A 19,035-nucleotide genomic window follows, 5' to 3' on the forward strand; every position below is an offset into this window, starting at 1 on the left:
CGTGAGGTCGGGTGGGGGGAGCGGTCGGACACAAGGACGGGGGAGGAGGGAGGGCGGCGGGGCTGGTCGGTCAGCCGACCGTCCACTTCTGGTTGGCGGCGCCGGTGCAGGTCCAGGTCTGCATCCGGGTGCCGTCGGCAGAGGAGTTGCCCTTGGCGTCCAGGCATGTGCCGGCGCCGGTGTTGGTGAGGTCGTGGGCGGCGGTGTACGCCCACTTCTGGGCGTTGGTGCCGTTGCAGGTGTAGAGCTGGACGACGGCGCCGTCCGCGGTGGAGCCGCCCGCCACGTCCAGGCACTTGCCGAGGGCGCGGACGGTGCCGTCGCCGCCGATGGTCCACTGCTGGGCAGCGCTGCCGGTGCAGTCGTGCAGCTGGATGGGGGTGCGGTCGGCGTCGGAGCCGCCGGCGACGTCGAGGCACATGCCGCCGATGCCACGGATCGGGCGTGCGGCGGGGGCGCTGCCGGAGGAGGCGCGGACGTAGTCGACGGTCATCGTCTGCGGGAAGAACGTGGAGGTGTCCGGGCTGCCGGGCCAGTCCCCACCGACCGCCAGGTTGAGGATGACGAAGAACGGGTGGTCGAAAACCCACTTGTTGCCGCCGGTGTCGGCCGGCGTGAGGGTCTTGAACGTGGTGCCGTCCACCGACCAGACGAGGGAGTTCGGGCTCCAGTCGACGGCGAACACGTGGAAGTCGTCGGCGAAGGCGCGGCCTCCGGGGAGGTCGTACGCGGCGCCGAGGCCGCCCGCTCCGGAGTAGCCGGGGCCGTGCACCGTGCCGTGCACGGTATGGGGTTCGCGGCCGATGTTCTCCATGATGTCGATCTCGCCGCTGTTGGGCCAGCCCACGGTGCCGAGGTCGTTGCCGAGCATCCAGAAGGCGGGCCAGATGCCCTGGCCGCGCGGGATTTTGATGCGGGCCTCGAAGCGGCCGTAAGCCTGGGTGAAGGTCTTGGCGGTGTTCAGCCGGGCCGAGGTGTACTGGCACTGCCCGTACCAGCAGCCGAGGCCGGCGTCGATGTTCTTTCTCGCAGTGATGACCAGGTGGCCCTGGCCGTCGAGCGCCGCGTTCGAGGTGCTGTCGGTGTAGTACTGCAGCTCGTGGTTGCCGAAGCCCGACCCGCCGCTCTCCAGGGTCCACTTGGCGGCGTCGGGAGCGCGGCCGACCGGGCCGTCGAACTCGTCGGACCACGTCTGTGCGGCGACTGCGGCACCGGCCAGTGGGGCGACCGAGCCGGTGAAGGATATGAGCACCGCCGCGACCAGGGCGGTGGTGACGAGGAGCACCACTCCGCCGAAGGAGCGGCGACGTGCGTGATGAGCAGCAGCCATGGGCATGCTTCCTTGTCTGGGGGGAAGAGGCGGCCGGGCAGGGCGAGTCATGGGGTTGTGGTCCGAGAGCGCTCTCAAACGTGACGCGATGTCACCCCGAGGCAGTGAGTATTACGGAAGGGTAAATGCCATGGCAACGTCAGGCGTCACTCCTTATCCGCCTCTGAGCTGCGGTTTTCTCTCGTGGCCTTCGGCTTAACACTCTCTTAAGGCTGGCTTGATGCAGAGCGGGGTGGATCGGAGTTCCGTGATCGACGGCCGGACGGCCGCTGCGGGTACTCCGCGCGTCCGTCGGAGGCCGTCGGACTGCGCCCTCCCGGCCACGAACCCAGCCCCGGCGGACGGTTCTCGTCCACGAGCCGGTGTCCGGCGCAGCCGGTACGCGGTCATGACACGGGGACCGTCGATGGACGAGGCCGTGGGACTGCTTGAGGGCGCCCTGAAGGCCGCGCGACGGGCACTTGCTGGCCTTGACACGTAAAGCGCCTGGCTTGCCTACCTCCGGTTCCGCCGACGGCTGGTCGACGCACCCCGAGAGCCCGCGCCCTGGCAGCACGTACCCCGGGAGCACGTGGCTTTGAGACACCCCGGACTTGCGGCAGCCGTCGCCGACGCGGGTGCGTGACGTGTTCTGTCTCTCACCCGCGCCGCCGCGAATCAGCCAACTGGGTTACCGGAAGGGGAAGTTCCATTCCGGAGGCCGTTCCGTCACGATCGGGGCGGTCCCGGGATGTTGACTCCATGTCCCACCGGCGTACAGCCGCGAGGCGCCCCGCCGTCACTCTCGGCCGAAGAATGAGAAGTGATGCGAGCGACCCCCGACAACGAGCCAATCAGGCGGCCGGACGTGCCGTCCAACCGGTCATCAGTGCTGATGGCTGGCCTTGACACGTACTGGGGCGGGCGATGAAGATCAGCCCCCTGAAGCGATGCCACGTCCTCGGATCTGTCGGCTGGTTCAGAACCGCTGCACAAGTCCGCGGGCCGGGGCCCCGGCGTGGACGGGGGCACCGCTGTCCCGTGATGTCCGCAGTGAACGCCCCAGCAACGGCCGACTGTGGTCGGTCGCGGAGCAGAAGTGGCGCACTGTCGTCACACGGGCCCCTGTCGCTCCACCCGTAACGCCGAAAGGACCCCCCATGCGCCACCTGGCCGTGTTCGACCTCGACGGAACCTTAGTGGACACGCCCCGAGCCATCGTCGAGACCTTCAGTGCGGCCTTCGCCTCGCTGGGTGAGCCCGTTCCCGACCCCGCCGCCATCCGCGCGACCATCGGCATCCCCCTGGAGCGGGCCTTCGGCAGCCTGTTGGGTGTCGATCCCGAAGACCCGTACGTGCGGCGCGGCGTCGAGCAGTACCAGCTCCACTTCCGGGAGCTCATTCTACCCCGCGCCGCCCAACTCCTTTACCCGGGTGTCGAGTCGGGCCTGCGGAGGCTGCACGCGCAGGGCATCGGGCTCGCCGTCGCGACGAACAAGTTCCACGCCAGCGCCGACGCGCTGCTGCGCGCAGCCGGGCTGCGCGAACTCTTCGCCCAGGTGGTCGGCGCCGACGACGTCAGCAACCACAAACCGCACCCGGAATCAGGTCTGCTGATCCTGCGCACCCTCGACGTCCCGGCCGACCGGGCCGTCATGGTCGGCGACACCACACACGACCTGCTGATGGCGAACGCCGCCGGGCTCAGGTCCGTCGCCGTCACCTACGGGATTCACAGCCCCGAAGAGCTCGCCACCGCCGCGCCGACCTGGACCGCCCACACCTTCGACGAGGTGGTCGCCCACCTTGAGGCCGCACTGCTCCCGGCCTCCGAGGCCGCACTGCTACCGGCCTCCGAGCCCGCACTGCCCCGGGCACCCGAGGCGGCACTCACCCTGGCACCCGAGGGGGCCGCGACATGACCGGGCGCGCCGCCGACTGGCTGCTGGCCGTCAGCGGCGGCGTGCTGCTCACGCTGATGACCCAGTTCAACGGTGACCTGGCCCACCACACCGGCCCCGTGTTCGCCTCGTGGGCGGCGCACGGCCTCGGCGCGGCGGTGGCGCTCGTGCTGGTGGCCCTGTTCGTCCGCCCGCTGCGCCGCCCGGAGCTGCCGGCCGACGGACCGGCGCCGGGCAGGGCGCCGCTCTGGTTCTACTTCGGCGGCATCGCCGGCGCGGTCGTGGTGATGCTCTCCGCGATCAGCGTCAACAGCGCTCTGGAACTGGCCGGGACGGTCGCCCTCATGCTCACCGGGCAGATCCTCTTCGGCGTCGTCTCCGACCGCTGGGGCCTGCTGCGCACCCCCCGAAGGCCCATCACCCGCATGGACCTGACGGTCGCCGGATGCGTGCTCGCCGGCAGTGTGCTGATCGTCGTAGGAGCCTGATCCGTGATCTTCTATGTTCTTCTCGCGCTCCTCAACGGTGTCCTCATCGCCACCAGCAGGGCCGTCAACGGCCAGCTCTCCACACGTGTGGGCCCCTTCCGGGCATCCGTGTGGAACCACGTGGTCGGCTTCGCCTTCCTCACTGTGGTCCTGTTCGCGTTCTTCCGCTGGCCAGATCTGGGAGCCGTTCCCCTCACCGCGTATCTGGGAGGAGTGGTCGGCGCGCTCTTCGTCGCCGTCAACAGCCACGTCTTCCCCCGGCTCGGCGCGATGAACGCCTCGCTGCTGGTCATCAGCGGCCAGGTGCTCTCCGCCGTCGCCATCGACTGCGTCCAGCAGCGGTCACTCCCTTCGGCGCTGCGCCTCCTGGGTGTCGCGCTCGTCCTCCTGGGCCTGGGCCTGCCCCGGATCAAAGCCCATTACCGCACCAGCCGGGACAAGGATTCCACCCAATGTCTGACCGAGAACTGATCGACCAACTCCTCGACGACCGTACGTACCACATCGAGTTCAACGGACATCTCACCAACCACTCCAAGCACGCGGTCGTCGCGCTCGCCGGGCTCGGCGTGCCCGCGCCCCGGATCAAGGCGTACTACGAGAACTACGCGAAGCTCACCACGTACGGTTTCGGCCTGGAGCCGCCCAAACCCGACCGGGTCACCATCACCGAGGAGAACTGGCGCACCCACCTGGGGCAGCGTTCCAGTTTCTGGTCGTACACCGCCTTCTTCGACGGGCGCGTCCAGGAACTCGGGCTGGACGAGGTGGTCCGCCGCTACGTGCCCGCGCTGCTGCCCGGCTGGGCGGGGGCCTTCACCCACGCCACCATCCACCTCGGCTGGGCACTGGAGTACGGCAGCCGCTGGATGGCGATCGAAGGGCTGGCCTACATGGCCTTCACCTACGTCGACTGTCACCCCGAACGGATCGTGGACCGGTACGAGGAGGCCACGCCGATCGATTCGCTGCTGCGCGTCGCCGGCGCCTGGGACGAGCGGCGTGAGGAGCTGAAGCGGTCGGTCGCCGAACTGATCGCCGACACGCGCCCGGTCGACGACGGCCGTATCCACCCCGAACTCCTGCGCTCCGGACTGCAGTTCCGTATCGCCCGGACCCTGGATGCGGGCCCTGCGCTGATCCGCCCCGCCGAGGCGTGGGCGGCCGACGAGGCCGCCCCGGTCGAGTGGGAGGAGCTGTACTACGCGGCGACGCTGCTCTATCTGGCGCGCCCCGGTGACTTCATCCTGCTCCACCTGATCACCTCGCTGTACGCAGTCGAGCACATCTGCGCCGCACTCCCCGCCGGACAGAGGCAGTTCGCCGTGCGGTGCTTCTGGACCGGGCTGCTCGGCATCGTCTTCTCCGGCGGCGACTTCCCCGAGCGCCACAAACTCGCCGCCCTGCACGAGCTGTTCGCCGACGCCCGCGACACCGCGCCCGACGCGTATCTGGAGCAGGACTGGCGACAGACCGTAGCCCGCGCGGTGCTGGAGGAAGAAGAGCACAACCCCAAGCTCGTCCACGCGTTGCGCCAGGTGTGGCAGCGCGGCGACCGCCGGTCCCTCTACCGGGTCGCGGCCGCCCAGTTCACCGCGACCCCCGAACTCCCCCACACCTTCGAAGCGCCCCCCGCCGACTGAAAAGCCGCATGGTGACAGGAGAAACCCCTCACATGTCAGTCAATCCGACTACCGCTGCCGCGTTACCCGCCGAGCCCGGCCGCGATCGGGTGCACTTGCTGCCCCAGACCCGTCAGCTGCGCGCCCTGCACACCGTCATACGCGACCGTGACGCCCGTCGCGAGGACTTCGTACGGTACGCACGCAGGATCATCCGCCTCCTCCTGGAGCACGCGCTGGACCAGCTCCCGTTCGAGGAGCACCAGGTACGCACTCCGGTCGGCGAGAGCTACCCGGGTCTGAAGTTCACATCGAAGCTGTGCGCGGTCCCCGTCATCAGGGCCGGGGAGAGCATGGAGGCCGAGCTGCGCGAGCTCCACCCCTCCATACGCATCGGCAAGGTACTCATCCAGCGCGACAAGCAGACGAAACTGCCCCAGCTGTTCTACTCCCACCTCCCCTCCGACATAGCCGAGCGCCATGTGCTGCTCCTGGAGCCGATGCTCGCCACCGGAGGATCCGCCAAGGCGGCCATCGGGGTGCTGCTGAAAGCGGGCGTACCCGAGGAGAACATCGTCCTCGTCGACTTCCTCGCCGCCCCCGAGGGCATCCGGGCCGTCCACGAGGCACACCCCCTGGTCCAGATCGTCACCTCCTCCATCGAGGAGCGGCTCAACGAGCACGCGTTCATGATCCCGGGCATCGGGGACTTCGGGGACCGCTACTTCGGCACCCCGGACGCCGGGGTGGTGCGATGAGCACCGTCTACCAGGAAATCGCGCTGGCGGGCACCCCCCTGCGAACCGGTGTCCACGCCGGACTGCCGGACCTCCTCATCGACCGCGCCAGATGCCGCCCCGAAGCGGTCGCCGTCACCGGGTCCGCCCGGGGCCTGACGTTCCGGGAACTGGTGCGCGGCGCCAGTGGGCTCGCCGCCCGCCTGGCCGGGCTCGGCATCGGCCCCGACGACGTCGTGGGCCTCTACGCCGAGCCCTCCCCGGACCTGGTCACCGGGGTGTGGGGCATCCTCTTCGCGGGAGGCGCCTACCTTCCGCTCTCCCCCGAGTACCCGGACGACCGGCTGCGCTACATGATCGAGGACAGCCGCACCCGGGTCGTGGTGACCCAGGAGCACCTCGCCGGTGACCTCGCGCGGCTCGCCCCGCCCGGTACCCGGATCGTGTCGCTCGCGGACGCGGTCCCCACCGACGAGCTGCCGTCCGCCGGCTGGCGGCCCGATTCCCTCGCCTACGTCATCTACACGTCGGGCAGTACGGGCAGACCCAAGGGCGTGATGGTCGAGCACCGGGCCGTCGTCTCCCAGCTGCGCTGGATGCACACCCACGGTCACCTGGGCGAGGGCACGGCGGTCCTGCAGAAGACCCCGATGAGTTTCGACGCCGCCCAGTGGGAGATCCTCGCCCCCGCGCTCGGCGGCCGCACCGTCACCGCCGCTCCCGGCAGCCACCGGGACCCCCAGGCCCTGCTGTCCGCCGTCATCGCCCACGAGGTCACCACCCTCCAGTGCGTCCCGACCCTCCTCCAGGCACTCATCGACACCGAGGGCCTGCGCCGGTGCACCACCCTGACCCGGCTGTTCTCCGGCGGGGAGGCGCTGACCAGGCAGCTCGCCCGGGCCTTCTTCGCCGAACTGCCCGGCGCCTCGCTGGTCAACCTGTACGGGCCCACCGAAACGACCATCAACGCCACCGCCCACGTGGTCGACCCCGAGGCGATACCTGAGGGCGCCGGCACCCTGCCCATCGGCACCCCCGTCGACAACACCCCCTGCTTCATCCTGGACGAGAACCTCGCCCCGACAGGCATCGGTGAGACCGGGGAGCTGTACATCGGCGGCACCCAGCTGGCCCGGGGATATCTGCACAAGGCCGAGCAGACCCGCGCGCGGTTCGTTCCGTCCCCGTTCAACCCGACGCAGCGCCTGTACCGCACGGGGGACCTCGCCCACTGGAATCCGGACGGCACCATCCAGTTCGCGGGCCGCGCCGACAACCAGGTCAAGCTCCGCGGTCACCGCATCGAGCTGGAGGAAGTGGCCACCGCCATCGAGCAGCACTCCTGGGTCCGCAGGGCTGCCGCGGTCGTGGTCGACGACGAGCGCACCGGACACCAGCAGATGGTCGCCTGTGTGGAGCTCGATCCGAAGGAAGCCGCCCTGATGGACCAGGGGCACGACGCCGGCCACCACCGCTCCAAGTCAGGAAAGCACCAGGTCAAGGCGCAGCTCGCCGATGCCGGGCTGCGCCGCGCCGACGAGCTGGCCGGGCGTACCGTTGTGGCGCTCGCGGGCTCCGGAGCCACTGGGCGCCAGCGCGCGGCAGCCTTCGCCCGCAAGACGTACCGCTTCTACGAGGGCGGTCCGGTCGACAAGGACGACCTGCTGGAACTGCTCGCGCCGACCACCGTCACCGGCCACGGGAGCGAGACGCTCGACCTGGCCGGGCTCGGCGAAATGCTGCGCTGGTTCGGTCAGTTCCACAGCACGGGGCGGCTGCTGCCGAAGTACGTGTACGCCTCGCCGGGCGCCCTGTACGCCACCCAGCTCTACCTGGAGACCGGGGGTGCGATCGCGGGCCTCGCCGCGGGGGTCTACTACCACCACCCCCTCACGCACACCCTGGTACGCGTGGGCGACAGCGCTCTGGCTCCTGACGCCGCTCCGCTGGTGCACTTCTGCGGGCGCAGGAGCGCCATCGAACCGGTGTACCGCAACAACATCGACGAGGTCGTCGAGTTCGAGGCCGGGCACATGCTCGGAGTGCTCAGGGAAGTCCTTCCCGAGTACGGCCTCGACGTCCGGCCCGTCGGCCGTGCCCCGGCCACCAAGGCCCTCCTGGACGTCGCCGACGACGACCACTACGTCGGGACGTTCGCACTTGTCCCGCATTACGACGCCCCCTCCCGCGCCAGTGCCCCGCACGACGGCGCCCCCCGTGATGCCGCCCACCCCGACTCCGTGGAGTTCTACCTCCAGGTGCACCCGGGAGGGGTGACAGGACTCGCCGCCGGGCAGTACCGCTACCGCCGCGGCGGTTCGCTGGAACGGGTCTGCGGCGAGCTGATCCTGCGCAAGCACGTCATCGCCATCAACCAGCGGGTGTACGACCGGGCCTCCTTCGGCATCACCGCGGTGAGCCGGGGCGGCGCGCCCTGGCTCGCCTACGTGGAACTCGGTGCGGCCCTCCACCGGCTCCAGCGCAACGACATCGGCATCGGCTTCATGTCCTCCGGCTACAGCTCCCGGTCCGGCCACCCGCTGCCAACGGCACGGCGCCTGGACACGATCCTCGCCGATGCCGGACACGCCCCCGCCGATGCCTCGTACTTCTTCGTCGGCGGCCGGGTCAGCGAGGAGCAGATCCTCAGCGAAGGCATGTACGAGGACACCGTCCACATGAAGGGCCCCACCGAGCTCATCAAGGAAGAGCTCGGGCAGCTGCTGCCGGAGTACATGCTCCCGAGCCGGGTCCTCGTCCTGGACGCCCTGCCGCTCACCGCCAACGGCAAGATCGACACGCGGGCGCTCGCGGCCTCGGAGAAGGTGCGCGCACCCGCTCCGGACAGACCGTACTCCGAGCCCTCCACCCCGACCGAGCGCTGGCTCGCCGAGAAGTGGCAGAAGGTGCTGAAGTGCGAACGGGTCTCGGCGCACGACGACTTCTTCGCCTCCGGCGGCAACTCCCTCTCCGCGGTCGCGCTCGTCAACGCGGTCAACCGCAGGTACGGCACCCGGCTGCCGTTCCAGGTGATCTTCGAGTGCCCGCGCCTGTCGGAGCTCGCCGCCCGGGTCGACGGTGACGCCGATACCCTTGTCGGCCGGCTGGTGCCGCTGCACCGGGGTGACGCGAGCAGCCCGGTGTTCTGCTGGCCGGGGCTCGGCGGCTATCCGATGAACCTTCGCCACCTCGCCCGCGAGGCGGCACAGGGCCGCTCCTTCTACGGTGTGCAGGCCCACGGCCTCAACCCCGGGGAGGACCCGTATGCCACGGTCCGGGAAACGGCCGCCGCCGACCTCGCGGAGATCCGGCGGACCCAGCCGCACGGCCCGTACACCCTGTGGGGTTACTCCTTCGGCGCCCGGGTCGCCTTCGAGGCCGCCTGGCAGCTGGAGCAGGCGGGCGAGGAGGTGGCGCAGCTTCTGCTCATCTGCCCGGGCAATCCCAAGGTCCGCCCGGCCGGGGCGGCGGCGCACGGCCGTACTGCGGCGTTCACCGATCCGGCGTACGTCACCATCCTCTTCTCCGTCTTCACCGGCACCATCAGCGGACCCGAACTGGAACGCTGCCTGAGCCGGACGCGTGACGAGGAGAGCTTCACCGACTGCGTACGGACGGCGGTCCCCGAGCTGGACCCGGAAATGATCCGCAGGATCACCAAGCTCGTCGGCGCCACTTACGAGTTCGAGTACAGCTTCCGCGAACTGGCCGAGCGCCGGCTAAGGGCTCCGGTAACCCTCTTCCGAGCTCGGGGCGACGACTACTCCTTCATCGATTCCAGCTCCGGCTACGCCGCCGCGCCTCCGGTGGTGGTGGACCTCGCCGGAGATCACTACGAAGTGCTCAAGGAGTCGGGGGTCGCCGAGCTGGCGCAAGCCATCCGTTCCACCTCCGCAGGTTCGACGGACTCCACCGGCCTGACGCACTCCACGGGCCTGGCGCACTCCACAGGCTGACGAAAGGTCTCGCCATGCCCCACCTCTCCATCAAACACTTTCCGAAGGACTTCACCCCAGCGCAGGAACGCGAGCTTGCCGACGCGCTCACCACGCTGATCGCGGAGCGCTTCGGCACGTCCTCCGGGGCCGTGTCCATCTCCCTGGAAGCCGTCGATCCGAAGGAGTGGCAGACCTCCGTCTACACGCCCGAGATCGAGGGCCGGAGCTCGACGCTCCTGAAGTACCCGGACTACGAACAGAAGTGACGAGAAAACAGATGTCGCCGAGCCCCTCCCTCCCGCCCCTCTCCGCCCCGCACACCCCCATCCCGCTGATCTACTCCGACGAGGTCGCCGAAGCCCTCCACGCGGGTGACCCGGTGGTGGCCCTGGAGTCCAACGTCATCACCCACGGCCTTCCCTACCCCGACAACGCCGCCACCGCCCGCAAGGTCGAGGCCGCCGTCCGCACGGGCGGCGCCGTCCCCGCGACCATCGGCGTGGACGACGGGCGCCTCCTCATCGGGCTGAGCGAGGACGACATCGAGCGTTTCGCGTCCACGCCCGGCATTCCCAAAGTGAGCAGCCGTGACCTGCCGGTAGTCCTCGCCCGGGGCGGTAAGGGCGCCACCACGGTGGCCTCCTCGCTGGTCGCGGCAGAGCTGGCGGGCATCCCGTTCTTCGCCTCCGCGGGGATCGGCGGGGTGCACCGGGGCGCCCAGACGACGATGGACATCTCCTCCGACCTGGTGCAGTTCACCCGTAGCAAGGTGGCGGTGGTCTGTGCCGGAGCGAAGAACATCCTCGACCTGGGGCTGACGATGGAGTATCTGGAGACCCAGTGCGTGCCGCTCCTGTCGTACCGCTCGGACGACTTCCCGGCGTTCTACTGCGCGTCGAGCGGCATCCGGAGCCCGCACCGGATCGATGACGAGGAGGTCATCGCGCGCGTGATCGAGAACCACTGGGCGACCGGGAGCAACAGCTCCGTCGTCATCACGACACCGCCGCGCCCCCAGGACGCGGTGGACAGCGAGGTTGCCGAGGCGGCCCTGCGAGAAGCCCTGGCGGACGCCGAGCGGGACGGGGTCCGGGGCAACGCACTCACCAAATACCTGATGCGGGCGATCGACAGGACGACCGGGGGGCGGACCTCGCAGGCGAACATGGCGGTTCTGATCAGCACGGCCGAGACCGGCGGGCGGCTCGCGGCAGCCCACGCGAGGCTGCGCCGGGAAGCAGCCGCCCAGTAACGTACACCTCCGCGGCTCGCCCGGACCGGCCCCGCGCTCCTCAACGGCCGGCGGGTCCCAGGCCGATGTGAGGGGAGAAGGCACCCGGGAAGTCGGGGCGCCGAAGATCCCTCCCGGACACGCCATGCCGGCCGTACGGGTGCGGCCGGTGAGGACGCGGTCGAGGACCTCCACGACGAGGGGGGTGACGGCGTAGGGGAGTGACGGCGCAGATCACACGACGTCCAGGTCGCCCTGCACAGCGACGGCCTCAACGAGTGCCTGTCCGTCGAGGGCGTCCGGGAGTGTTCAGTGCCGTCGCCGGGCGAGGCTGCGGCTGATGACCATGGTCATGGACAACGGGAGACGCCGATCGCGTGGTCGCTGCGTTTGACCACCGTCAGCACCATCCGCAGCTTGCTGCGGGCGAAGTCGACGAGCTGGCCGGTGTAGCCACCGTCCGCCCAGAACCGCGTGATGCGTCAGTGCCGCTCACGCAGCCGGGCCGGCAGGGTCTGCCCGGCGTCCCGGTCGGTGACGGCGCGTAGACGTGGTCCGGCGCGGGGAAGTCTGCTGGCATCGGCCGCCAGGTGATACCGCCCGCGACCGCTAGCGGATCGCGTCGACCATCTGCCATTGTAATAGCCCTCCGACTGGCGGCCCCGGCCCTCCAGCCGGCCCGGAGCCGACAGAGCGGCACGGACGTCGGCCCATTCTGCGTTGAACAGACCCCAGGGCGCCTCGCGGAGAGGCGCCCTGGGTCTTCTGTGGCTTGGCAAGCAAGCATGGGTGCGGTCTCTTCGGCCAGCCGCGTTCGGCAAGCGGAGCAGGCGAGCCTCGGCCTCCGGTCACCTCATTTTCCCACGGCCTTCGTGCTGGGCAGGTACCTCTTTGGTCGGAACACAGGATCAAGCGAAGGCAGTCTGCCCATCCCCAGAAACTCCACATGCCCTGCATTAAAAGTGCCTGGTGAGGATGGCGGGGAGCCCATTTTGTGATCCAGAATGATGGGATGGTCACGCTCGAGACTTCCCGACTGATCCTGCGTCGCTGGCGCGAGGACGACGTTGCGCCCATGGCTGCCATCAATGCCGACCCCGAGGTCATGCGGTGGATCCGTGACGGCAGCATCCGTGACGAACAGCAGACCCGCGGCGGGATCCAGGCATGGGAGAGCGAGTGGGAGTCACAGGGCTTCGGCCTGTTCGCTGTGGAGATCCGGTCCACCGGCGAGCTTGCCGGGTTCACTGGCCTTTCGGTGCCCAACTTCTTGCCGGAGGTGCTGCCGGCGGTTGAGATCGGCTGGCGGCTGGGACGTCCCCACTGGGGGCAGGGCTTGGCCACCGAGGCCGCTGCGGCCGCTGTACGGTTCGGGTTCGAGGAGCGGGGGCTGGAGCGGATCGTCAGCATCACTCAAGTGGGCAATGACGCCTCCGAACGGGTCATGACCAAACTGGGAATGCATCCGGTCCGTGAGACCGTCAATCCCACCGGCGGTCGGCGAGTCCGGGTGTTCGACTTGTCGTCAGACGAGTACGCCACACTCACTCGTTGATGGCGGCAACGAGGACGGTAGCCTCGTAGCGGACCGCGAGTCTGTCGTACCTGGTGGCCACGGCTCGATGCCTCTTGAGGCGATGGATGCCGCACTCGACCGCGTGCCGGGCCGCGTAGTCATTTGGGTCGGACTTCGGTGGCCGGCCACCGCTGGGCCCGCGCTCCTTGCGGTTGCGGACCAGGCCGGCCTTGTCCGGAATGGTGCAGCGGATTCCCCGGCGGCGCAGGCAGGCGCGGTTCTTCCGACAGGCCTACGCCATGTCAGTCCGCACGCGGTCGGGGCAGGCGCGAGGCCGATCCGGCCCCATGCGGGGCACACGGACCTCGTCCAGCACCCGTTCGCTGCGGCGAGTCCCCCCGTCGCCCTGGCGTCACCACGATCGACATGGGCTTCTGTCCCTGCTCGACAGCCAAGTGCAGCTCGGTCGTGAACCCCCCACGCGAACGCCCCAGCCCATGCCCACCGGGCTCGCCGAAGGCACCTCCCGGTGGTTTCTTTTTGCCCCACGGCCCGTACTTGACGGGCACGCCCGCCGTTGCACCCCGGTGCGGAACCGGAACCGGAACCGCATGCCGTCGATCAACTGCCGCCGAGACCAGACCGGCGGCCGCCCCACCTGACTCCTCCTCGGCAACGACGGCTCCAGCAGCGCCCATTGCTCATCCGTGAGATCTCCCCGCCCCATGAGCCGAGATCATCTACAGCTCGAGATCTACTTTCGATACACGACGTGGCAAAAACGCGCACGCGCAGGTACCTCGGACATCACCGGACCCCGACCCGGGGGAGGGTCGGGGTCCGGCGTCATACAGTGGTCTGCGGCGCGCAGTGTGTTGCGGGCGGTCAGTGGCGGAAGGCGTCCTTGGTGTCTTCCTTGGCCTGGCGGGCGCTGCCCTTGGCCTGGTCGGCGCGGCCTTCGGCCGTCATACGGTCGTTGCCGACGGCGCGGCCGACGGTCTCCTTGACCTTGCCCTTGACCTGCTCGGCGTGCGCCTTGCTCTTTTCGGTGCCCGACATGGGGACCTCCTCGTGAAGTACCGGATTGGTCGTGCCGCTCTCCTGCTCGCAAGCGCCGCCCGTAAACCCCCGGGCGCTGCCCGCAGCGTGCTGCTGCCGCCAGGCGCGTGGGTGCTGCCTGGTATCGGCGGCGGTGGCCCCAGCCTTCGGTGTCGGTGACGGTGCCGTGGTTGCAGCGGAGCGTGGTGGTGTGGCGCTCGTCCCAGAGGCACTGGTGGCGGTCCTGGTAGACGTCGCGGTGGGTGTCGCGGTCGTTGCCGGTGCAGACCTTGACGCTGTACCGCCGTCGAGGCATCCCCACGGCGGTCACCGTGACAGTATCCGCCACGGGTCGAAGCCCGTGGTGCCTGCTTCGGGCCATCGGGAAGCGGGCTCAGTCGTCTGGTATTGGACGAGCCGCCCCGGCTCAAGACCTCAGCGGGGTGCACCCTGCTGTGGTCGGCAAGGTGCGGCGCCGCTACCCGCGAACAGGGCCCCCGAGGCCCCCTCTCTCATCCGGTGTGGGCCCTTCAGCCCCCTCTGGCATCCTCGGGCAGGGCGGCCGCAGCCGTTTCCGGCGTCAGTGTCTGCCGCCACGTGGCGAGGCTGCCCAGGAAGATCGCGAACAGGCCCGCCGCGGCTCCCCAGAACAGGAAGCGTGGGCCCTGGGAGGCGATCAGGGCACCACCGATGGCCAGTCCCAGGGGTTCCACGCCGAACGACAGGGTGCGGAAGGCGCTGTTGACGCGGCCTTGGAGGTGGTCCGGTGTGGCCGTCAGCCGGTAGGTCACCAGCGACACTGCGAAGATCGGCCACAGCAGGTTCGTGATCAGGACGCCGGCGGCGAGGAGGACGATCGACGGTGCGGCGGCCATCATGGCTGCCGCAACGGCCCACAGGGCGACGGAGCCGAGTGCCATGGTGCGCAGGCTGATGCGCTCACGCAGCCATGACGCGGCGAACGCGTTGCCCACCGTACCGAGGCCGACTACGGCGAGGATGAGGCCGATCAGTCCGGCGTTGATGTCGAGGTTGTCGGTGGCGAGGACGATGGTGGCCAGACTGAGCGGCGCCTGAAGAAAGTTGATCAAGGTGACCATCACCATGAGCAGGCGCAGTAGGCGCTGCCGCCAGAGGAACGACATCCCCTCCTTGAGGTCGGCCATCACGGAGCGCTGTTCGTCGGCCGGCCGCTCCTCCTGGAACGACTTCCGTACGAACAGCAGCGAGGCGCCCGAGAGCAGGTAGGTGACGGCGTCGGCGGCGTAGCTGTAGACAGCGCCGAGCGTGGAGTTCCTGGCCAGGCCGATCAGAGCCCCGGAGAGGGCGGATCCACCCACGCCGGCCGCGGAGTCGGCCACCTCGTTGAGGGCGTTGGCGGAGGCCAGCTGCTCCTGGGGCACCAGCTTCGACAGGGCGGACAGGTGGGAGACGGCCGAGAAGACGTGCCCGACGCCCTCCAGGAAGGCGACCGCTGCCAGATGCGCGATGGTCAGGCTGTCGAAGGCGTAGGCGACCGGGATCGTTGTCAGCGCGGCGAAGCGGCCCAGGTCCGCGACGATCATGACGCGGCGGCGGTCCCAGCGGTCGATGAACACCCCGGCCAGGAGGTTCAGCAACAGGTAGGGGGCGAGTCGGGCGGCTCCCACGAGGCCGGCCACGGTCGGTGAGCCGGAGAGCCCGAGCGCGAGGATCGGCACGGCCAGGTTGGAGAGCGCTGTGCCCACCGAGGAGACGGTGAACCCGCCCCAGACGATCATGAAGTCACGGTTCGTCAGCAGCCCGCGCCAACGGCGCTCGGGCGTCGTGGCCGGCGCCGGCTCCGCCACCGACGTGGGGTCCTCAGTTGCCATGGTTACGTCCGTCCGTTCCTGTTCTTCTGTCGCCAAACTGTCCGGCCCGCCGCCGCACGCCCCAGGCGTGGTCCGCGTACGCCTCAGGCATGGTCCGCCAGGAACGTGCGCAGTGCTTGGTCCGGGCCTTGAAGACGGGCCGGTCGCTGGCGGAAGGCGATCCGCAGCCAGTGCGCACCTGCGGGGCTCTGGACCGCGGCCGGCTCGATGTCGACGGTGGGTCGGGCCCGGGGGAAGGCAGGAGACGCGGCTCTCGTCGTAGAGGCGTCGGCCGAACGCGAGGGGACCGGCGTCCAGGGCGCAGACGCCCACCGGGCGGGTGTCCAGGTTTTCGCGGAGCGAGGTGAAGCCGACACCGCGCTCGCGCAGCCGAGGACCACGGGCGTCCTGTCACCGGCACCCGGTGTCTCGCAATCAGCCCCGTTCGAAGCAGTGGGAGTGGCCGATGACGGAGAAGCCGCGGCGCTCGTACCAGTGCCGTGGCCAGTCCGTCGCATCAGCGATCAGAAACCGGGTATCGCAGTCCTTGTCGGCGGCCAGGCGCAAGGCGGCGGTCAGTACGGCATCGGCGTAACCGCGCCTGAGGTGGGCCTCCGAGGTGATCAGGTCCTCGACCTGGGCTGTGCCAGTTGCCGGGTCCATATAGAGGTCGGCCCATGAGGCGACCTCGCCCTCCTCCGTGCGGGCACCGAGGAAGCGAACGACGTCGGCCCCGCGGCGGCGGGCCTCGCGTCGCTCGACGAGGTGGCGTATGACCTCGTCGTCGACATCCGGAAGAAGGCCCTGCCAACGCCGGGCGAGTGGGATGCGTATCGCGTCGAGGTCCACCTCCTCCGCGGGCCCGGCGGCCGGCAGCGGGCCTGCGTGCAGCATGACCAGATAGGTGGAGTGGGTGTATCCAGCCCGGATCAGCGGTTCTGCGCAGGCCATTGCGACTTCGTCGTCAAGGACGGAGATCCGTCGGTGAGGCAGATGCCCCAGTGCCTCCTCCGCGATGGCGGGCACCGCCTCGGAGTCGCTGACCGTGTCGATGATGACCTGGTTGTTCGCGCGGGAATGCGCGAAGGCGTCGTCATATACGGCGAACCCGCCCGGGAGGTCGACGGTGCGCGCGGCCTGGCGGCGAGCGAAGGCCGACAGGAAGGAGTTGACCCGCTGAAGCTCTGAGTTCGGCATGGGGGGAGCGTAGGCGGCCGTGGACCATGGCCGCCTACGAATTACCCCCGGTGGGGCGAAGGCTTCTTGGGGACCTTCAATGTTATGAAAGATGGCCCTGTTCGTGAACAGGGAGTTTGATGGCTTTCTCCTGCTCGATGGGGTCATTGTCGGCGACGACCTCGCGGTTGCCGAAGTGCAACCACTCGGAGAACCCGTTGTCCGCCTCAACCTCGTTCGGGCCGGCGGTCACCCGCCGACGCATGGACGCGTCGGAGGAATACGTCAGCAGGTGGACGGTGCGGATCACGCGGCCGACCATGCGCAGCCCGGCGTAGCGGGCTGCGGCGAGTTCCCATCAGGTGGGCGAAGAACCGCTCGACGATCCACTGCTTGGGCAGCACCACGAAACCGCGCATGTCATCGCTGCGGTCGACGATCGAAAGGACCGCGCCCCCGCGCCCCGGTGAGCCAGACAGTCACGCTCCCGAGTACCGGCGGTGGACTGCACGGGCATCGGCACGCAAGACTGCGACACCAGTGCCTCCTGATGCTCGGTGATTCGGCACCAGCGAGCTGTTCAGGAGGCCGTCTTCGCATGCGCCGAGCACCCGACGACCACCCAATCGAGACGGCCGTTCGAGCACCAGTCCCCAGAGCATTACGATAAGAGCCACTTACGCGTCGGGGTGCTCCGGCAGGGCGAGCCAGTCCGACCAGGAGACCTCTCGGCCGAGGAAGCGCGGCTGCTCGAACGGCCAGTCGGCGGCGATCCACTGCGGCACCAGCTCGTCGAGGGCCTGCTCGACCTTGCTGCCCACCAGCTCGTCCACCACCCACCAGGAGATCTCGCCGTCCGCGCCGGCCCTCTCCGGTGGGTCGATGTAGACGCAGCCGAGCAGAGCTGTCTCCGCCGCGTCGAACAGCGCGTAGTTGAAAGACTGGTGTGCGGCGATCTCCTTCTCGTGCCGCAACAGGTCGGCCTGGTCGGCCTCGTAGGTCATGGTGGCCGCGGGCCAGCCCCAGGCTGGGCCGTAGATGGTCCACAGCCGCTCGCGCGAACCCATCACGGCCGGATAGTCGAGCGGGGTGTCCGCCTCCCGTATCGGCCGCAGGTGATGACCACTGCCCGGCAGCGGTACCAGGACGGGATGGACGAAGTTGTCGGGGAGCCAGCTCATAGCGCCCGACCGTAGCAGCGCGCGGCCGTCCGCTCCTCTGGATTCTCCCCGTATACCGCCAGGCCCTGCTCTTATGCCCGGCAGTGCCCGCTCTCCCCGTTACGTCGATGACGAGGACTACCGCGGCGGGTTCAGCGCCGAGGACATCGACGAGCTGCTGGAGTCTTTGGAGCCGAACTACCTGGGCTGGTCGGCGGCGATGGCACTGGTGATCGTGGGCAACGCGGAGCGGCCGGAACTCGGCGAGGAACTGACCAACAGCTTCTGCGAACCGGTCGCCGCCCTGGCCGACTGGGCGCTGGACGAGGCTTGGATCCGGGAAGCATCCCGCTTTCGGGCCGCGCCGTGCAGGACGAAGGTGCCGGGGACGCCGCCCCCCTCGGCGCCCTCTTGGCCGCCCGCGCCGCGGAGGCTCCGGCCCTCGTGCGGACGCGGTGCAGGTGGCAGCGGACGCGTTCGCGCAGGCCGCCCTCGCCCGCGGCGGTCGCGGTGAGTCGCCGTGACGCGGCAGGGAACCTGCTCACCTCCAACGATCGACGGCCGCCCGGCCCCGGATCGGGGAGTGTCTCTGCCCTCCCTCGCTGCCGTCGGCCTCAGAGCCCGGGTACCGAAGGATCTGCTACACCAGCTGCCGTCGGCCCGCAGGTACCGCGCCGGCCTTTCTGTTGTCCGTAGAACTGCGTACGGGGGCCGACCGGTGAGCACGCGATCCACCTCCTCGATGCGGACCTGGCGTCGCGGGGCCGGCCGAAGGGCGCCCTGCTCTCCGCCAAGGTTGCGGCGGCGCCTTCGGTGCGTAGCCGAGGTGGCGGAGAGGGGGACGTTGCCGTCGTGCTCCGCATGCCTGCGGCCGAGCGGTCCAGAGGCGGGCATGTAAGCCAAGCGCGTGAAGCGCGGCGATATTCACTGTTAGACGTTGCCATGAACCACGGCACGGAATTCCACGTTGTTACGGTGCAATCCGGACGCTGCGCGCTGAAGCCGGTATGGCTGCGCAAAGTGTGCGTGCGTTCTTGCTGTCCGGCCAGCCGGGTCTACCCGCGCGACACGCCAAGTGACTGCTCTC

The 19,035-nt window shown here is 69.5% G+C and carries 15 protein-coding genes and 3 pseudogenes; 10 read left to right on the forward strand and 8 right to left on the reverse strand.

Annotated features, from left to right (window positions below; translation table 11 throughout):
• Nucleotides 1-70 precede the first annotated feature (70 nt).
• Complete coding sequence (locus tag AMK16_RS26725; RefSeq protein ID WP_073919897.1) at nt 71-1,330, reverse strand: glycoside hydrolase family 16 protein; 1,260 nt, start codon at nt 1,328-1,330, stop codon at nt 71-73.
• Between the two features lie 1,139 nt (nt 1,331-2,469).
• On the opposite strand from AMK16_RS26725, the gene AMK16_RS26730 reads away from it, so the two are divergent.
• From AMK16_RS26730 to AMK16_RS26770, 9 genes are all read left to right on the forward strand, one after another.
• On the forward strand, nt 2,470-3,231 hold the full coding sequence (locus tag AMK16_RS26730) for an HAD family hydrolase (RefSeq protein WP_073919898.1): 762 nt from the start codon (nt 2,470-2,472) through the stop codon (nt 3,229-3,231).
• Entirely contained in the window at nt 3,228-3,698 is a 471-nt protein-coding gene (locus tag AMK16_RS26735; RefSeq protein ID WP_073919899.1) for a DMT family transporter, read from the forward strand. The genes AMK16_RS26730 and AMK16_RS26735 overlap by 4 nt, the downstream gene beginning before the upstream one ends.
• Before the next feature lie 3 nt (nt 3,699-3,701).
• The gene (locus tag AMK16_RS26740) at nt 3,702-4,169 is read left to right on the forward strand and encodes a DMT family transporter (protein WP_073920041.1); all 468 of its coding nucleotides are present in this window, start codon (nt 3,702-3,704) and stop codon (nt 4,167-4,169) included.
• Nucleotides 4,151-5,341 carry a questin oxidase family protein gene (locus AMK16_RS26745; protein ID WP_073919900.1) on the forward strand — a complete coding sequence of 397 codons (1,191 nt, stop codon included), beginning with the start codon at nt 4,151-4,153 and terminating at the stop codon, nt 5,339-5,341. Before AMK16_RS26740 ends, AMK16_RS26745 begins: the two co-directional genes overlap by 19 nt.
• Before the next feature lie 32 nt (nt 5,342-5,373).
• On the forward strand, nt 5,374-6,078 hold the full coding sequence (gene upp, locus AMK16_RS26750) for a uracil phosphoribosyltransferase (RefSeq protein WP_199885585.1): 705 nt from the start codon (nt 5,374-5,376) through the stop codon (nt 6,076-6,078).
• On the forward strand, nt 6,075-10,013 hold the full coding sequence (locus AMK16_RS26755; protein WP_073919902.1) for a non-ribosomal peptide synthetase family protein: 3,939 nt from the start codon (nt 6,075-6,077) through the stop codon (nt 10,011-10,013). The genes upp and AMK16_RS26755 overlap by 4 nt, the downstream gene beginning before the upstream one ends.
• Nucleotides 10,014-10,027: 14 nt before the next feature.
• A complete protein-coding gene (locus AMK16_RS26760) occupies nt 10,028-10,261 on the forward strand; it encodes a tautomerase family protein (protein ID WP_073919903.1) in 234 nt (77 codons plus the stop codon).
• Between the two features lie 11 nt (nt 10,262-10,272).
• A complete protein-coding gene (locus AMK16_RS26765) occupies nt 10,273-11,247 on the forward strand; it encodes a pseudouridine-5'-phosphate glycosidase (protein ID WP_073919904.1) in 975 nt (324 codons plus the stop codon).
• Between the two features lie 991 nt (nt 11,248-12,238).
• Entirely contained in the window at nt 12,239-12,781 is a 543-nt protein-coding gene (locus AMK16_RS26770) for a GNAT family N-acetyltransferase (protein WP_073919905.1), read from the forward strand.
• On the opposite strand, the pseudogene AMK16_RS38570 reads toward AMK16_RS26770, so the two are convergent.
• The 7 genes and pseudogenes from AMK16_RS38570 to AMK16_RS26810 form a co-directional block, all read right to left on the reverse strand.
• Nucleotides 12,771-13,469: pseudogene (locus tag AMK16_RS38570) on the reverse strand (transposase). The gene AMK16_RS26770 and the pseudogene AMK16_RS38570 sit on opposite strands and share 11 nt — an antisense overlap.
• Before the next feature lie 158 nt (nt 13,470-13,627).
• Entirely contained in the window at nt 13,628-13,801 is a 174-nt protein-coding gene (locus AMK16_RS26785; RefSeq protein ID WP_073919814.1) for a CsbD family protein, read from the reverse strand.
• A 509-nt stretch (nt 13,802-14,310) separates the two neighbouring features.
• On the reverse strand, nt 14,311-15,633 hold the full coding sequence (locus AMK16_RS26790) for an MFS transporter (protein ID WP_079191736.1): 1,323 nt from the start codon (nt 15,631-15,633) through the stop codon (nt 14,311-14,313).
• Between the two features lie 414 nt (nt 15,634-16,047).
• Nucleotides 16,048-16,809 carry a GNAT family N-acetyltransferase gene (locus AMK16_RS26795; RefSeq protein WP_073919908.1) on the reverse strand — a complete coding sequence of 254 codons (762 nt, stop codon included), beginning with the start codon at nt 16,807-16,809 and terminating at the stop codon, nt 16,048-16,050.
• An 82-nt stretch (nt 16,810-16,891) separates the two neighbouring features.
• The gene (locus AMK16_RS26800) at nt 16,892-17,116 is read right to left on the reverse strand and encodes a Tn3 family transposase (RefSeq protein ID WP_274535386.1); all 225 of its coding nucleotides are present in this window, start codon (nt 17,114-17,116) and stop codon (nt 16,892-16,894) included.
• Nucleotides 17,117-17,132: 16 nt separating this feature from the next.
• Nucleotides 17,133-17,228 (reverse strand): annotated as a pseudogene (locus AMK16_RS37585) (IS5 family transposase); the annotation flags it as partial.
• 237 nt (nt 17,229-17,465) lie between these two features.
• Nucleotides 17,466-17,969: a GNAT family N-acetyltransferase gene (locus tag AMK16_RS26810; protein WP_073919910.1), complete on the reverse strand. Its 504-nt coding sequence runs from the start codon at nt 17,967-17,969 to the stop codon at nt 17,466-17,468.
• An 85-nt stretch (nt 17,970-18,054) separates the two neighbouring features.
• Between AMK16_RS26810 and AMK16_RS26815 the strand changes: the two are divergent.
• A pseudogene (locus AMK16_RS26815) lies at nt 18,055-18,237 on the forward strand (alpha/beta fold hydrolase); the annotation flags it as partial.
• Between the last annotated feature and the right edge of the window lie 798 nt (nt 18,238-19,035).

This window comes from Streptomyces sp. CB00455, assembly GCF_001905445.1.
GTDB lineage: Bacteria > Actinomycetota > Actinomycetes > Streptomycetales > Streptomycetaceae > Streptomyces.

Coding starts and splice junctions, on each gene's coding strand:
- AMK16_RS26725 (WP_073919897.1), bottom strand. CDS start 1,330: ATGGCTGCTGCTCATCACGCACGTCGCCGCTCCTTCGGCGGAGTGGTG.
- AMK16_RS26730 (WP_073919898.1), top strand. CDS start 2,470: ATGCGCCACCTGGCCGTGTTCGACCTCGACGGAACCTTAGTGGACACG.
- AMK16_RS26735 (WP_073919899.1), top strand. CDS start 3,228: ATGACCGGGCGCGCCGCCGACTGGCTGCTGGCCGTCAGCGGCGGCGTG.
- AMK16_RS26745 (WP_073919900.1), top strand. CDS start 4,151: ATGTCTGACCGAGAACTGATCGACCAACTCCTCGACGACCGTACGTAC.
- upp (WP_199885585.1), top strand. CDS start 5,374: ATGTCAGTCAATCCGACTACCGCTGCCGCGTTACCCGCCGAGCCCGGC.
- AMK16_RS26755 (WP_073919902.1), top strand. CDS start 6,075: ATGAGCACCGTCTACCAGGAAATCGCGCTGGCGGGCACCCCCCTGCGA.
- AMK16_RS26760 (WP_073919903.1), top strand. CDS start 10,028: ATGCCCCACCTCTCCATCAAACACTTTCCGAAGGACTTCACCCCAGCG.
- AMK16_RS26765 (WP_073919904.1), top strand. CDS start 10,273: ATGTCGCCGAGCCCCTCCCTCCCGCCCCTCTCCGCCCCGCACACCCCC.
- AMK16_RS26770 (WP_073919905.1), top strand. CDS start 12,239: ATGGTCACGCTCGAGACTTCCCGACTGATCCTGCGTCGCTGGCGCGAG.
- AMK16_RS26785 (WP_073919814.1), bottom strand. CDS start 13,801: ATGTCGGGCACCGAAAAGAGCAAGGCGCACGCCGAGCAGGTCAAGGGC.
- AMK16_RS26790 (WP_079191736.1), bottom strand. CDS start 15,633: ATGGCAACTGAGGACCCCACGTCGGTGGCGGAGCCGGCGCCGGCCACG.
- AMK16_RS26795 (WP_073919908.1), bottom strand. CDS start 16,809: ATGCCGAACTCAGAGCTTCAGCGGGTCAACTCCTTCCTGTCGGCCTTC.
- AMK16_RS26810 (WP_073919910.1), bottom strand. CDS start 17,969: ATGAGCTGGCTCCCCGACAACTTCGTCCATCCCGTCCTGGTACCGCTG.